This window comes from Kolteria novifilia (assembly GCA_007748055.1).
Lineage (GTDB): Bacteria > Planctomycetota > Planctomycetia > Kolteriales > Kolteriaceae > Kolteria > Kolteria novifilia.
Genome location: CP036279.1, coordinates 4594067 through 4607590 on the forward strand (window position 1 = coordinate 4594067; position 13524 = coordinate 4607590).

General features: G+C 61.3%; 10 protein-coding genes and 1 pseudogene. 3 read left to right on the plus strand and 8 right to left on the minus strand.

Annotated features, from left to right (window positions below; all coding sequences use genetic code 11):
- Positions 1-70 precede the first annotated feature (70 nt).
- From Pan216_RS16845 to tnpA, 5 genes are all read right to left on the minus strand, one after another.
- On the minus strand, positions 71-2044 hold the full coding sequence (locus Pan216_RS16845; RefSeq protein ID WP_145259580.1) for a M48 family metallopeptidase: 1974 nt from the start codon (positions 2042-2044) through the stop codon (positions 71-73).
- A gap of 217 nt (positions 2045-2261) precedes the next feature.
- Positions 2262-2864 carry a LemA family protein gene (locus Pan216_RS16850; protein WP_145259582.1) on the minus strand — a complete coding sequence of 201 codons (603 nt, stop codon included), beginning with the start codon at positions 2862-2864 and terminating at the stop codon, positions 2262-2264.
- A gap of 721 nt (positions 2865-3585) precedes the next feature.
- Positions 3586-4092 (minus strand): IS66 family transposase, encoded by a 507-nt coding sequence (locus Pan216_RS16855; RefSeq protein ID WP_145259584.1) that lies wholly within the window; start codon positions 4090-4092, stop codon positions 3586-3588.
- Between the two features lie 358 nt (positions 4093-4450).
- Positions 4451-4843, minus strand: coding sequence for an IS66 family insertion sequence element accessory protein TnpB (gene tnpB / locus Pan216_RS16860; protein WP_145259586.1), 393 nt, complete (start codon positions 4841-4843; stop codon positions 4451-4453).
- Positions 4844-4845: 2 nt separating this feature from the next.
- On the minus strand, positions 4846-5199 hold the full coding sequence (tnpA, locus tag Pan216_RS16865) for an IS66 family insertion sequence element accessory protein TnpA (RefSeq protein WP_145259588.1): 354 nt from the start codon (positions 5197-5199) through the stop codon (positions 4846-4848).
- A 507-nt stretch (positions 5200-5706) separates the two neighbouring features.
- Between tnpA and Pan216_RS16870 the strand changes: the two are divergent.
- Positions 5707-6294: pseudogene (locus Pan216_RS16870) on the plus strand (IS256 family transposase); the annotation flags it as partial.
- Between the two features lie 6 nt (positions 6295-6300).
- Here Pan216_RS16870 and Pan216_RS16875 read toward each other — a convergent pair.
- A complete protein-coding gene (locus tag Pan216_RS16875; protein ID WP_145259590.1) occupies positions 6301-6543 on the minus strand; it encodes a hypothetical protein in 243 nt (80 codons plus the stop codon).
- Positions 6544-6630: 87 nt separating this feature from the next.
- Positions 6631-8454 (minus strand): translational GTPase TypA, encoded by a 1824-nt coding sequence (gene typA / locus Pan216_RS16880; RefSeq protein WP_145259592.1) that lies wholly within the window; start codon positions 8452-8454, stop codon positions 6631-6633.
- Between the two features lie 413 nt (positions 8455-8867).
- On the opposite strand from typA, the gene Pan216_RS16885 reads away from it, so the two are divergent.
- Positions 8868-10133, plus strand: coding sequence for a competence/damage-inducible protein A (locus tag Pan216_RS16885; protein ID WP_145259594.1), 1266 nt, complete (start codon positions 8868-8870; stop codon positions 10131-10133).
- Positions 10134-10334: 201 nt separating this feature from the next.
- On the opposite strand, the gene Pan216_RS16890 is transcribed toward Pan216_RS16885, so the two are convergent.
- Complete coding sequence (locus tag Pan216_RS16890; RefSeq protein ID WP_145259595.1) at positions 10335-10937, minus strand: hypothetical protein; 603 nt, start codon at positions 10935-10937, stop codon at positions 10335-10337.
- An 884-nt stretch (positions 10938-11821) separates the two neighbouring features.
- On the opposite strand from Pan216_RS16890, the gene Pan216_RS16900 reads away from it, so the two are divergent.
- On the plus strand, positions 11822-13066 hold the full coding sequence (locus Pan216_RS16900; protein WP_145259599.1) for an ISL3 family transposase: 1245 nt from the start codon (positions 11822-11824) through the stop codon (positions 13064-13066).
- The last annotated feature ends 458 nt before the right edge of the window (positions 13067-13524 follow it).

A 13524-nucleotide genomic window follows, 5' to 3' on the forward strand; every position in this document is an offset into this window, starting at 1 on the left:
CGTTGGCCATGGAGAGTCTCGGTCACGGGACTCAATGTATCATGCGTGGCAAGGGAAGGAATGACGAGCGTCACGCCTCGGAACTGACGTGAAGCGGCGGCATGGGGCAGTCGAGCCCATCGGCGATCGCTCGGAGAAGTTCGGCCTCGGCGAGCGTGATACGGCCATCGCTGCCGACACACTCGGTCAGCGCCGCGAGCAGCTTTCGCTTGAGCCCGGGCGAAGCGACTTCGAGCTTACCCAGCGACGCGTCGACGTCGCGAATGCGGCATTGCTCTTTAGGTAGGATCGACAGCGAACCGGTCCCAAGTTTGGACACGCCCGCCGAGAATGCTTTCTGAGCTTCCCCATCGTCCTCGGGACTGCCGAAGTACGCGAGCGTCGACAATAGGACGGTGCACTCGGGGAGCACTTGCTTCGGCAGCGTGTACTTGACCTTCGGCTTGCGAGCCCCCTGGAAATGCGGAGCCAGATGACGCGAGATCACCCGATGCAGGGTGTACTCGAAGAGACTGATCTGCTCGTCGGCGTTGACCATCTCGTAAACATTGCGTTTGAAGGTCGCCCACTGGCTTTGCGAGAGTTGCCGCAGCGCGGGAAGACACAGATCGATCAAGGGAAACCGCGAGTCGGCCGGCACCTTTTTCACCATCGGCCAGACCTTCTTCATCTCTTCGAAGACGGCGGGATCGGAGTTCTGGCGTAGATACTCAACCTGCTTCTTCTGCGACTCCTCGCCATCCATGAGCAAGAGGGCATAGACGACCGCCCGTGCGCCGTAGGTCTCGTGAGCCATCTCCCAGAGCCCATCGGGCATCCCGGAAATAACGCCCGAGGCGTGATCGAGATGGTCCTCGGAAACGGTGCCGACGCGGGAGACCGCGTGGTCGGACCTGATCGCGAAATCGTTGAGGCCGGACACCATCCCCGCGGCCGCCGCGGCCCCGGAACGACGAGGTTGCCGCTGGGGCCGTTGGTACTGCCCGCTGTCGTCGGAGGAAGCGATGCTGGGGCGCGGAAATTCTCCATCCCAACTTGGGTCGATCCGCTTGATGCGTTCGGGCAACGGCGGATGGGTCGCGAAGAGCCCCGATAGCGACGGCAGGCCCTTCGAAAAGAAGAGATGGCTCGCTTGATTGGCGTTGGGGGTCTCGAGGCTCGAACCTGCCGACAATCCGCCAATCTTCTTGAGCGCCCCGGCGATGCCATCTGGATTCCGCGTGAACTGCACCGCGGAGGCATCGGCGAGGAACTCTCGCTGCCGGGAGACCGCCGCCTTGATGAGATTGCCGAAGAAGACGCCGATCCAGCCGACGATCAACAGCCCGATCCCGATGAAGATCACCGCGCCGCCGTCCTTGCGGTCGTCGCGTCGCGAACTTCCGATCGAAGCGTACGCCCCGCCACGCATCAACCACCAACCAATGGTGCTGATCATGACGATGCCGAAAAGGATGCCGATCAGCCGAATGTTGATCCGCATGTCGCCGTTGAGGATGTGGCTGAATTCGTGGGCCATCACTCCTTGCAGTTCATCACGCGAAAGAAAGCGCACGCACCCACGCGTCACACCGATGACCGCGTCGCTCGGCGTGAAACCGGCCGCGAAGGCGTTGATTCCTTCCTCGCTGTCGAGAATGTAGACCGGTGGCACCGGGAGTCCCGAGGCGATCGCCATCTCTTCGACGACGTTGAGCACCTTTCGTTCTTCGGGGTCGCGGGTGTCGGCGGAGATGGGCGTTCCGCCAAGCATGGTCGCCACCGCCGAGCCTCCCGAGGAGAGCTGCATCGTTTGGTAGAGGCTGCCAAAGAAAATCACCAGGATCGTGCCGATGGAGACGGCCGCACACAACTCGAGAATCGCGATCGGGCTCGGCGGCCCCGAGGCTCCTCCCCGTTGCTCCCCGCCCGTGGTCGCGAAACCGAGTCCCACCAGGAAGATCACGTTGACCAGCACCACAATCGCGATGACCGCGAGAATGAAGTAGAAGACCAGCCACCCTGTCTTCCGTCGTGCGGCATCCTGATGCTCGAAGAAATCCATCGTCGGGAATCCACCTTGGCTTCTGGGGACCAACGCCGGCTGACGGCACTCCAGCCTCAACCTCGGTCGGCCTTTCGATCACGGACTCATGATGCGTTTTGGGACGCCACCCGCCCCGGTTGCGGAGGGAGTACTCCCCATGGGAAGTCGACGAACGGAAAGCGACGCGTCGGCCCGAGGGGGCTCGCGGGAGCCCACCTCGAGGAAATGATCGTCGTTAGGAAAAGGAGACCTTGGGAGCCTCGCGCTGTTCCTTCTGCTCGATCTCGAAGAGTTCGGCCTTCTGGAAGTTCGCGATCGAGGCGACGATCACGTGCGGGAACATTTGGCAGCGAGTGTTGTAATTCATGACCGCGTCGTTGTAGGCCTGCCGGGCGAACGCCACCTTGTTCTCCGTCGAGGTCAGTTCCTCTTGGAGCGCCATCATGTTCTGGTTGGCCTTGAGGTCGGGATAGGCCTCGGCAACGGCGAAGAGTCGGCCGAGCGCGCCGGTGAGGGCCCCTTCCGCTCCCATCAACCCTTGCATCGCTTGCGGATCGCCGGGATTGGCGGCCGCGGCCGCGCTGGCGTTTGCCGCCAAGTTACGGGCCTGGGTCACCGCTTCGAGCGTTTCGCGTTCGTGCTTGATGTAGCCCTTGGCGGTCTCGACAAGATTCGGAATCAGGTCGTAGCGACGCTTCAACTGCACGTCGATTTGAGCAAAGGCGTTCTGGAAGCGGTTCTTGAGCTGAACCAGTCCGTTGTATATCCCCATGATGTAGAGGAGAACGACTACGACGAGGGCAAAGAAGCCCAAAATCACCCAAAGAGCGACGTTCATTCAAGATCCCCCTGTGACGATCGCGATTTGTCCAGGAACGGCCAGCGTCTCCTCGCGAAGAGAGGTTCACGGCCGACAACGTTTCGTCCGGCCCACGACCGGGAAGACGGTCTTTGGAACCTTTGGCTCCCTGCCCTTGCGACGGCGACCCTTCTCTTCCAAGGGGATGTTCCCCCTCCGTCCCCGTTGTAGGAAAGCTTTCGCGCCAACGCAATCGAACAAGCCCACGAGTTCCACTCCAACTCGTTCGCTCCCCGAGCGGAGATCTTGGATCGCCGGCGACCACCATCGCCGATGGTCCCATCTGAACACAAGTCGCCCCCCTTTGTGAACGAGGAGAACTCTCTTCCGTCCTCCCCCCTTGAACAAGGGAAACTCTCTTCCGTCCCCCCTTGCCCAAGGGGGAGCAATCAGGCAGGGGAACCCCCGGTTGCTCCGCTACTGATTTCCTGGGTACCCCCGGTTGCTCCGCTTCTGATTTCCTGGGTACCCCCGGTTGCTTCGCTACCGGGGCCGACGCAGTCGGCTAGAAGTCTCGTGGGAACGTCGGTCAACGAGCGATCACCGCCACGAACGACAATCGTTGCCAATAAACTCCGTTTCACCAGCGATCGAACCTCGGACCGCGAGTACCGGCGGCTTCGCCGCACCGGTGCGAGCGTTGCAACGGTGGCGTGCGGTCGGAGCACAGGAGCCGTTGAGGTGGTGAGCGGGTCACCGATTAGCTGGGGGTGGCGGCAGGGGCGCGGCGTTGGGCTCGGCGGGCGCGTTTGCGGTCGGCTCGTTGACGGGCTTCGTCGGCGCGCTCTTGGAGACGATGCTGGGGGTGCTCGTCGATCCAACGGTCGGGTAGCAACGAAGGGAGATCCGAAGCCGGGGTGGTCGGCAGCCGGGTGTAGACATCGCGGAGGTACGCGAAGGGATCGACGTGATGGCGGTTGGTCATGTAAGCGATGGCAGCGCGCAGCTTCGATTTCGGAAGCTCCCGCTCGCTTTGCTCGAGCAGCCACTGATGGAACTCGGTCACGATCGGCTTGGCGCCGCGTTGCCGCAGGGCGCCGCGTTGTGACACACTACTGTCACGGGCGCGATCTTCGATGTCGTAGAGCCGCTGGAAGTAGCCGAGGGCGATGACGGCGGCTTGCCGTCGGCGCTCCCGATCGAGTTCGAGGATCAACTCGTGGCAGGCGTCGATATCGCGAGGGAGGTTCACGTCGAAGGCGTCCATCAAACCGATCTCAGTTGTCGCGGGGACACCCTAGCACGTCGACATCGGAGGCGCCAGAGCAGTTTCAGCAATTTCGACGGAATGACGAGAAAACCTGCGAGTCCGCCTCGTCGCTGCCATCACCATGACATCGTTGTCGCTCGCGAAGAGAACGCCAGGGTCGATCGTCCAACGAGATTGGCAAGCGAAGAACCCTGGGTCCGAGGACAACCGAAGACAAAACTCGGTTTTGGTCGCGTGCCGTCCCATGGCTTCCAGGCTCTCGCCGCCGCGACGGGGAACTGGCGTCACGAAGGAGCAGCGGCGCGTCCTGGCTCCGCGGAGCGGCACGCATCATTCGGGAAAGAGCGAGGGGAAGTCACGAACGACGGGACGACGTCGCGTCACGGTGCTGATCGGAGACTTGAAAGCGCTTGCGATGCCGGACCGAGGAGAGGTCGATGCCCTCGAGAATGAGTGACAATTGTCCGGCAGTGATCTCGAGGCCGGCCTCATCGTCGGCCGCCTGGGCGTCGGGAAGCTGATAGCTCCCTTCCTCCAACTGCTGATACCAAATGCAATAGCCGACGCCGCCCCAATAGAGCACCTTGAGGCGATCCCGGCGGCGATTGATGAAGACGAACAAATGGCCCGAGAGAGGATCTTGCTCGAGCACCGACTCCGCCAAGGCGATGAGCCCGTGAAAGCTCTTACGCATATCGACCGGTTCCCGGGCCAGGAAGATCCGCACCTGGTGAGGGACCGACCACATGCTCACTCCTCCTCGACGCTCTCGAGGGCGGCAAGCACTTGACGCAAGGCGTCGCAGTCGACTTGGGCCGGCGCCCGCACGATGTAGCCTCGGGGATGAACGATCTCGATCACGCTCGTTGACGTCGGGGCCAATCGCAACGCCACGAACGGCGACGGACACGTCCCACCGCCATCGACCGCAGGCGAACGTTTCTCTTTTCGATCGCGTCGCTGTAGCTCACGCCGCCAGCCGTAGAACGACGCCTCCGAAATCCCTTCTTCCCGGCAGAACACCCGAACGCCCCGCCCGCTCTCCTCTTGCCGACGAACGACCTTCCGCCAATACGCTTCCTTCTCCGCACAACGAACTCGCATCTTCCGCCTCGCGACAAACCAGGGCCAACCAACCCAAGCCTACCGCAAACAAAAGACGCCACCGTTGCAACGCTCACGCTTATGCCGCGAAGCGGCGGCGGTCAGTAGCCAGGGGTGGCAACCCCTGGTAAGGAAGCAGGTCGATCCACGAAGCCCCGAAGGGGCGCAGGTCGTTCGAAGGTTACCGTCGCCACCTTCGGGGCTCGATCCAAATCCTTCGTTCACCAGGGGTTGTCACCCCTGGCTACTAACCTGCGCTGCTCCGCAGCGGATGCATTGCCGATCTACTTCTCTAATTCTCCGGGGGTGCCCCTCCGAGATATACCCGAATGTTGTGTGGTGGTTGAAGGAAAAAAGCGGCGTATCCTGCTGGTGAAGTAGTTGAGATTTCATCAGCGGCCCGACGAGGGCAACGGAGGATACGCCATGAGCAAGAGCACGTGCGAAGAACTCGGGAATCCAGCGGAGAGTCGGGAATCGGAAGCTCTTTCGCTTCCCGCTGCTGGTGAGACAAAGAGCCCGCTGGATCAGATCGTCCGCGAGGGGGCCCAGCGGATGCTACGGGCGGCCATCGGGGACGGAGCCCTTGGCTTCTGGGCCGCGCTTCGCAAGGTCTACGGCGAGACCCGCGAGCAACGCTGTTGGCTTCACAAGACCGCCAACGTCCTCAACAAGATGCCCAAGAGCGTCCAGCCAAAAGCCAAGGCCGATCTGCACGAGATCTGGATGGCCGCCACCCGGGAAGAGGCACGCAAGGCGTTCGACCATTTCGTGGAGAAGTACGGGGCGAAGTATCCGGGAGCTTCGCAGTGTCTGGAAAAGGATCGCGACGTGCTGTTGACCTTCTACGACTTTCCCGCCGAGCATTGGAAGCACTTGCGGACCACCAACCCGATCGAATCGACCTTCGCCACGATTCGACTTCGCCAGAGAAAGACCAAGGGATGCGGCAGCAGACGAGCAAGCTTGACCATGATGTTCAAGCTCGCACACGCCGCTCAGAAGGGGTGGCGACGACTCAACGGCTACGAGAAGATCATCCCCCTGCTCGAAGGAAAGACGTTCGTTGACGGAGACCTGCAGGACGCCGCTTGAACTTCCTCAGAACACAACTGTTGACAGTAGCTCGAATTTGAACCGAAACTCCTTGCGGCGCCGGTCCGGCTTGTTTTGGGGTCGTTTGGGTGTATTCGCTTTGGGACGATACCGCTTGCCCCGACGCGCCAGCTCGGCCTCAAGTTCCCGATTGCGCTCGGTCAGCTCGCGGTTGCGAGCCATCCACTCGGCAACGAGCTTTTCCAGCGTTTCGATTCGTCGGCGCAGTTCCTCGCGGTCGTCCATCATGCCCAAAGGCTGCCACGTTTCCCAAAACGCGCCAACCCGGGCTTAACAGTTACATGTACTGCAAATGGATGCGGAGAGAATTCTCTCTTAGCCCGCTTCGCGCTTGGAGGCCCGGCCGGCGCGGCGGCGGTCTTCTTCGGTGAGAAGCTTCTTGCGAAGACGAATCACCTTCGGCGTCACTTCGACGAGTTCGTCCTCTTCGATGTACTCGAGGGCCAACTCCAGCGGCATGTCGCGCGGCGGGGCGAGGAGGATGTTCTTGTCGGAGCCGGCGGCCCGCATGTTGGTCAGCTTCTTTTCCTTGCAGGGATTGACCACCAGGTCGTTGTCGCGGCAGTTCTCCGCGACGATCATCCCCGGGTAGACGTCGTCGCCGGGCTTGACGAACATCGTGCCCCGCTCCTGCAACCCATCGAGGGCGAACGCGACCGCCCGGCCGCTGATGTTACTGATCATGACGCCGTTGGGGCGACGCGGGACCTCGCCGCGCATCGGCTCGAAATCGGCCACGACGTGATGGACGATCGCTTCGCCGGCGGTCGCATTGAGCAGGCGTGTCCGTAGGCCGATCAGGCCCCGCGAGGGGATCGTGAAGTCGATCTGCGTCCGCTCGCCGACGGTATCCATCTCGACCAGTTCGCCACGACGGCCGCCGACGAGTTCCATCACTGGACCGACCTTGTCGGAGGGGACGTCGACATTGAGCGACTCGATCGGCTCGTACTTTTTGCCGTCAATCTCCTTGACGATGACGTGCGGTTTGCCGACCGAGAGTTCATAGCCCTCGCGGCGCATGTTCTCGATGAGGATTCCCAAGTGCAGCAGCCCGCGGCCGGAGACGAGGAATTCTTCCTTGCTCGCTCCCTCCTCGACGCGGAGGGCGACGTTGCAGTCGAGCTCGCGGTAGAGCCGTTCGCGGAGGTTGCGGCTGGTGACGAATTGGCCGTCCTTACCCGCGAGGGGGGAGTGGTTGATGGTGAAGAGCATCGTCAGCGTCGGCTCCTCAACCTGAATGCGGCCAAGGGCTTCCGGCTTTTCGGCACACGCGATGGTATCGCCGATATCGGCTTCGGCGATGCCGGTCAGGGCGGCGATGTCGCCGGCGGACGCCGACTCGGCTTCCACCTTGCCGAGTTTGTCGAAGAGGAAGATCTTCTCGACGGTCTTGTTGAGGCTTTTGCCATCCTTGATGACGGTAACTTTTTCCCCGACCTTGACCGACCCGGCTTCCAAGCGACCGACGGCGATCTTGCCGATGTATTCGGACCATTCGAGCGACGTAACTTGCATCTGGAGAGGATCTTCCGGCCGAACGTTGGGCCCGGGGATGCGATTGACGATCATCTCGAAGACCGGCTCGATCGTAGTGCCTTTCTCCTCGAGGGAGTGGCTCGCCCAGCCCTCTTTGCCGCTGGCATAGAGGACCGGGAAGTCGATCTGCTCGTCGTCGGCTCCGAGGTCGATGAAGAGGTCGTACACCAATTCAAGCACTTTCGCGGGGCGGCCATCGGGTCGGTCGACCTTATTGATGACGACGATCGGGTGCAGGCCGGCCTCGAATGCTTTCCGCAGGACGAAGCGGGTCTGGGGCATCGGCCCGTCGTAAGCGTCGACCAGCAAAAGACATCCGCTCGCCATCTTGATGGTGCGTTCGACTTCACCGCCAAAATCGGCGTGGCCGGGCGTGTCGATGAGATTGATCTTCACCTCGCGATAATCGATGGCGATGTTTTTAGCGAGAATCGTGATTCCTCGCTCGCGTTCGAGGTCATTCGAGTCGAGGATGCACGATCCCTGGAGCTGGCTCTCGCGAAAATGCCCCGATTGTCGTAACATCGCGTCGACGAGGGTGGTCTTGCCGTGGTCGACGTGGGCGATGATGGCGACGTTGCGTATGTCATTGCGGATCATGGTGTTAGCTCGAAAGTTCTAGCGATCTGGTCGACTCACGCGGGCGGAACTTGGGCCGCTTGAGCGGTTTGGGCATCTCGCAATTGGGTTGATTAGCCAGGGGCGTCGACCGTGAACGGCCCCTCGTCGGCACGGCGCCGAGGAACGGCAGGCAATGCGTGAAGAGTAGTGTTTTGTCCGTCTTGGGGCAAGCGGGGTTCCCAGCTCCGGTGCTCGACCTCCGCCCGAATCGATAGAACGGGTCCGATTGGAGTCGAAACGGCGCCGTTTTGGATCAAATTAGTTCAAAATCGGGCCACTTTTGTCGAAAACGGGGCCAAATCGGTGCTCCTTGAGGGCTTTTATGCTCGAATCCGGGGCCCTCGGAGCCGCCCGGCGACCTCCCACGATCACGATCTCTTCGGAAACCGACCATGACCGCGACCGCCGAAATCATCGCCATCGGCAGCGAACTGACCTGGGGCATGAGCCTCGACACCAACTCCCATTGGCTGAGTTTGCGACTCGCCGAGATGGGCATCGAGGTCGCCTACCACACGACCGTCGCCGACACCTTGCCGGGAATTGTCGATGCCCTCGATCATGCCGCCACACGGGCCGACTTGGTGATCGTCACGGGGGGGCTCGGGCCGACGGCCGACGACCTCACCCGCGAGGCGATGGCGACGATGGCCGGGGTCGAACTCGTCGTCGATGACAGCTCATTGACACACATCGAGGGAATGTTCCAGCGTCGCGGCCGCACCATGCCCGAACGCAACCGCGTCCAAGCCCTCTTCCCCCAAGGCTCGAGCCCGATCCCCAATCCGCACGGCACCGCCCCGGGCATCTGGCTCGAGCGACCGGCGAGCCCGGAGCGAGGGGCGACCCTCTACATCGCTCTTCCCGGCGTCCCGCGCGAGATGAAACCCCTCTTCGACGAGGCGATCCGCCCGCGGCTGGCCGAACGCTTCGGCACCGGTCTCTATGTCATCCATAAGACACTGCGCTGCTATGGCGCGGGGGAGTCGAGGATCGAGGAGCAACTCGGCGACCTGACTCGCCGGGGCCGCGCGCCGGAGGTCGGTATCACCGCCTCGGAAGCGACGATTTCCTTGCGGGTGACCGCGAAGGGGCGTAGCCGGGAGGAAGCCGACGCGCTCGCGCTCAAGGACATTCACTTCATTCATCAGCAGCTCGGCGACATCGTCTTCGGCGCGGAGGAGGATGAGCTGCAAACAACCGTCGCGCGGCTTCTTTCGCAGCGCAATAAGACCCTCGCGACGGCTGAGTCCTGCACCGGCGGCCTGGTCGGGCACCTGCTGACGGAGGTTTCCGGGATCAGTGCCCATTACTTGGGGGGCGTGGTGTCTTACTCCAACGCGGCGAAGACCGAACTTCTCGGCGTGCCGGCGGAGCTGATCGAGCGTCATGGGGCGGTCAGTCCCGAGGTCGCTCAGGCGATGGCGACCGGCTGTCGCGCGCGGTTCGGCAGCGACTTGTCGGTCGGGATCACGGGGATCGCCGGCCCCGGCGGCGGCACCGAGACCAAGCCGGTCGGCCTCGTCTATGTCGGTCTGGCTCACGAAGGGGGCATCGACATCGCCGAGTACAATTGGGCCGCCGAGCGTTCCTCCGTCAAGCTCCGCAGCGCCAAAACCGCCCTGAACCTCGTGAGATTGTGTTTGCTGAAGCCGTAGGTCAGGCCATTGCCTGCTCGCGCACCCTCGGGGTCGAAGACCATGGCATGCACGACACGACGAATAGGCAGCAACCCGGGGTAACCGTTCACGGATTGGTGACAAGGGATGGGCAGGGTCGCGATCGGAAATGAGGGTCGACGGCGTCGGTGAGGTAGGTGAAGAGGTCGCGGGATTGTTGTCGGCAGGTCTCGATGACGGTCAGTGTGGTTTCGACGAAGCGACTTCCCGCGGCGCTCTGAGTACCGAAGGAGAGCTTCCTCCCGGCAGAATCTCCGAACGCTCTGCCCGCTCTCCTCTTGCCGACGAACGACCTGCCGCCAATACGCTTCCTTCTCCGCGCTGCGATCTCGCATCTTCCGCCTCGCGACAAACCAGGGCCAACCAACCCAAGCCTACCGCAACCCACCCCACCGTTGCAACGCTCACGTTGCCGGAGAGATCGTAGGTGTAGGTCTCGTTCGATTGGTAGGTGTAGGTCGCGGTGAGGAGTTGGCCGTAATCATCATAGGTGTAGTCGGCGGTGCCGTCGTCCGAGATGATCTGCGTGATGCGGTGGAGGTTGTCGAAGGTGAAATCGAGATCATCGACCGTCTGGGTGCTGTTGGTGTGCGTCAGATCGGTGATGCGACCCAAGGTGTCGAACTGAGCGGTCGTCGTCGCAACGAGCTGCGTTCCACCAAGGTCGGCGTAGCGGTCGATCTGTGTGATCTGATCGATCGCGTTGTAGGCGAAGTCGACGCGCTTCTCAGCGACGCCATTGCCACTAGTGACTGCCGGCCGTTCACGGTCGCCACTCCCCATCTCAACGCATGCCTCGACACCTATCATGCGAACAGCTATCGATGATCAGGCTGGTGATGCGCAACTCCTTTTCTTCATCAGTGCGTAAACAGTTCCAGCGACTCCACCAGCAAACGAGCAAATTGTGACGAGTGAAGGCCAGAAGTACACGAGCGGATTGAGGAAGAACAATTCACATCTCTGTTCATAGTTGGCAGACATCCCCGGTGGCAAAAATACTCCTGCGACTTCTCCTACGACCACTCCTGCAACAATGTACTCCCATGGGATATCGAATCTATTGCCCCCATGGATGACAACCACTGAGGGCACGACCAGGATGATTGCGGCGCCAAATCCAAACGAAATAATCAGCTCGGATCGGAGATAGACGACCAATAGGAGAAGCCACGACACCGAACAACCGAATGCCAAGTATGCACACATTGACAATCCGATTCTCCAGATTCCAGAACCCAAGAATCGTGTTCGTCTCATGAAAATATCAGTAGTCAAGTGCATGAGGTACCGCACTGTTCAGATCTTGATCATGGTGAAATAGCGGTGTCCAGTCAAAGAAAATGTGGGCTCTATTGCCAAATCTGTGGGTGGTGAGTGTCTTCTCCGTTCCGCTTGGTAGTGGAGGTTACCGCCGTATGCCAAGGGCCGCGTCCGGCTGCTGCTTTGCCTGGTCTTCTCGCTTCGCTCGCCCTGCATCCTCGCCATCGTGGCTCGGCTTCGGTCGCCCGGCAAAGACTCCTCCTTGGCCGTTGGCGGGGAGGATGTTCCACTGGTCAAGCGGAAAGGAGAGGAGTCGGCAGGAGGCCAAAAAGAGCATCCCGCTCTCGAGTGGCGCATGATGGAGTTTGCAAGGACTTCTTCAAACGCCAGCCGCGAGAGACGGGATGCGACTTCAGGTTATCCTCAACGCCTTGGAGCGTCACGGGAGTTTCGTCTACGAATCGGCGGCTTGGGCCGATTCGTCGAAAGAGGGACTGCTGGTTCGGGTTCGCCCACGGCGTCGCAGCCGGCCGATCTGTTCGGGTTGCGGGAATCGTGGCGGCACGTACGACCACTTGCCGGAACGCCGTTTTCAGCACGTGCCGTTGTGGGGCCTGGCGGTCTGGTTCGTCTACGCGGCGCGGCGGGTCGCATGCCCTGCTTGCGGGGTGAAGGTGGAACGCATTCCCTGGGCGTCGGGCAAGGAGCGGACGACGTCGAGCTTCCAATGGTTCCTTGCCCGTTGGGCCAAACGCTTGAGCTGGCGCGAGACCGCCGAGATTTTCGGCACGAGTTGGCACACCGTCTTTCGTGCGGTGAAAATGGCGGTTTGCTGGGGAATCCGCCATCGCGACCTGGAAGGGATCGAGGCGATCGGCATCGACGAGGTCGCCTACCGCAAGGGCCATCAGTACTTCACCCTGGTCTATCAGATCGACCGCGGATCGCGTCGTCTGCTTTGGGTCGGGCAAGACCGGACCAAGGAGACGCTCGGTCGTTTCTTTCGTTTCTTCGGCAGGCGGCGAACCGAGCGGCTGAAGTACATCTGCAGCGACATGTGGAAGGCCTACCTGTCGGTCATCGCTCGCGAGGCCAATGGGGCCCTGCACATCCTCGACCGCTTCCACATCATGCAGTTGTTCAACAAGGCGATCGACAAGGTGCGGGCCCAGGAGGCACGCGAACTCAAACGCAAGGGCTTCGAGGTGCTCAAGCGGACGCGTTGGCTGCTGCTCAAGCGTCGCGGCAACCTCAAACGCAAGGAGGTCCTTCGTCTCAACGAGTTGTTGACGCACAACCTCAGGACGGTCAAGTGCTACCTGATGAAGGAAGACTTCCAGCGGCTTTGGGACTACAAGGCTCCCTGGCGGATCGGATCCTTCTTCCAGGAGTGGCTCGATCGGGCCTTGAGCACACGGATCGAACCGATGCGCAACCTGGCACGAACCCTCGAGCGTCACGCCGAGCAGATCTTCAATTGGTTCGAGGCAAAAGGAGAGATTTCCGCGGGCGCCGTCGAGGGAATGAATCTGAAGGTCAAATTGACGACCCGCCGATCCTACGGCTTTCGCGACCCCAACACCCTCAAATACGCTCTCTATCACAATCTCGGCAACCTCCCCGAGCCACCATCGACCCACAAATTCTGAAGACGAGGCTAAAGTTGTTGAAACACTATATCCGACACTATCGGCGCTACCCCTCGTTCACGCCTGTCGGTACTTGGTAGCCTTTTCTGACTGACCGGTCTTACATAGGTGCGAGATGCTGCACTGACCGCAGTGCGGATTGCGCGTAACTGTTAAGCCCGGGTTGGCGCGTTTTGGGAAACGTGGCAGTCTTTGGGCATGATGGACGACCGCGAGGAACTGCGCCGACGAAGCGAATCTCGAAGGATGCCGGTACGATGCAAGCACGGTATTTCCCAAGGGATTTGATCCAGTAAGCCACGGGATGCGGTTTTGCCAGGAGTCGCCGGACGTGCCTTGAGCATTGGATCTTGTGGGAAGGAATGCGGGCTGGGGTGAGGTTGAGAAGTCCGCCTTGTCGTAGGGTCGAGACCGGCTTGCCGGTTCTCGTGGTCCCGCTCTATCCGTCACGATTGTCG

Excerpts from the sequence above, each read along its gene's own strand:
- Pan216_RS16885 (WP_145259594.1), top strand. The coding sequence starts at position 8,868 with ATGACCGCGACCGCCGAAATCATCGCCATCGGCAGCGAACTGACCTGG.
- Pan216_RS16900 (WP_145259599.1), top strand. The coding sequence starts at position 11,822 with ATGCGACTTCAGGTTATCCTCAACGCCTTGGAGCGTCACGGGAGTTTC.
- Pan216_RS16875 (WP_145259590.1), bottom strand. The coding sequence starts at position 6,543 with ATGATGGACGACCGCGAGGAACTGCGCCGACGAATCGAAACGCTGGAA.
- Pan216_RS16845 (WP_145259580.1), bottom strand. The coding sequence starts at position 2,044 with ATGGATTTCTTCGAGCATCAGGATGCCGCACGACGGAAGACAGGGTGG.
- typA (WP_145259592.1), bottom strand. The coding sequence starts at position 8,454 with ATGATCCGCAATGACATACGCAACGTCGCCATCATCGCCCACGTCGAC.
- Pan216_RS16850 (WP_145259582.1), bottom strand. The coding sequence starts at position 2,864 with ATGAACGTCGCTCTTTGGGTGATTTTGGGCTTCTTTGCCCTCGTCGTA.
- tnpA (WP_145259588.1), bottom strand. The coding sequence starts at position 5,199 with ATGCGAGTTCGTTGTGCGGAGAAGGAAGCGTATTGGCGGAAGGTCGTT.
- tnpB (WP_145259586.1), bottom strand. The coding sequence starts at position 4,843 with ATGTGGTCGGTCCCTCACCAGGTGCGGATCTTCCTGGCCCGGGAACCG.
- Pan216_RS16855 (WP_145259584.1), bottom strand. The coding sequence starts at position 4,092 with ATGGACGCCTTCGACGTGAACCTCCCTCGCGATATCGACGCCTGCCAC.
- Pan216_RS16890 (WP_145259595.1), bottom strand. The coding sequence starts at position 10,937 with ATGGGGAGTGGCGACCGTGAACGGCCGGCAGTCACTAGTGGCAATGGC.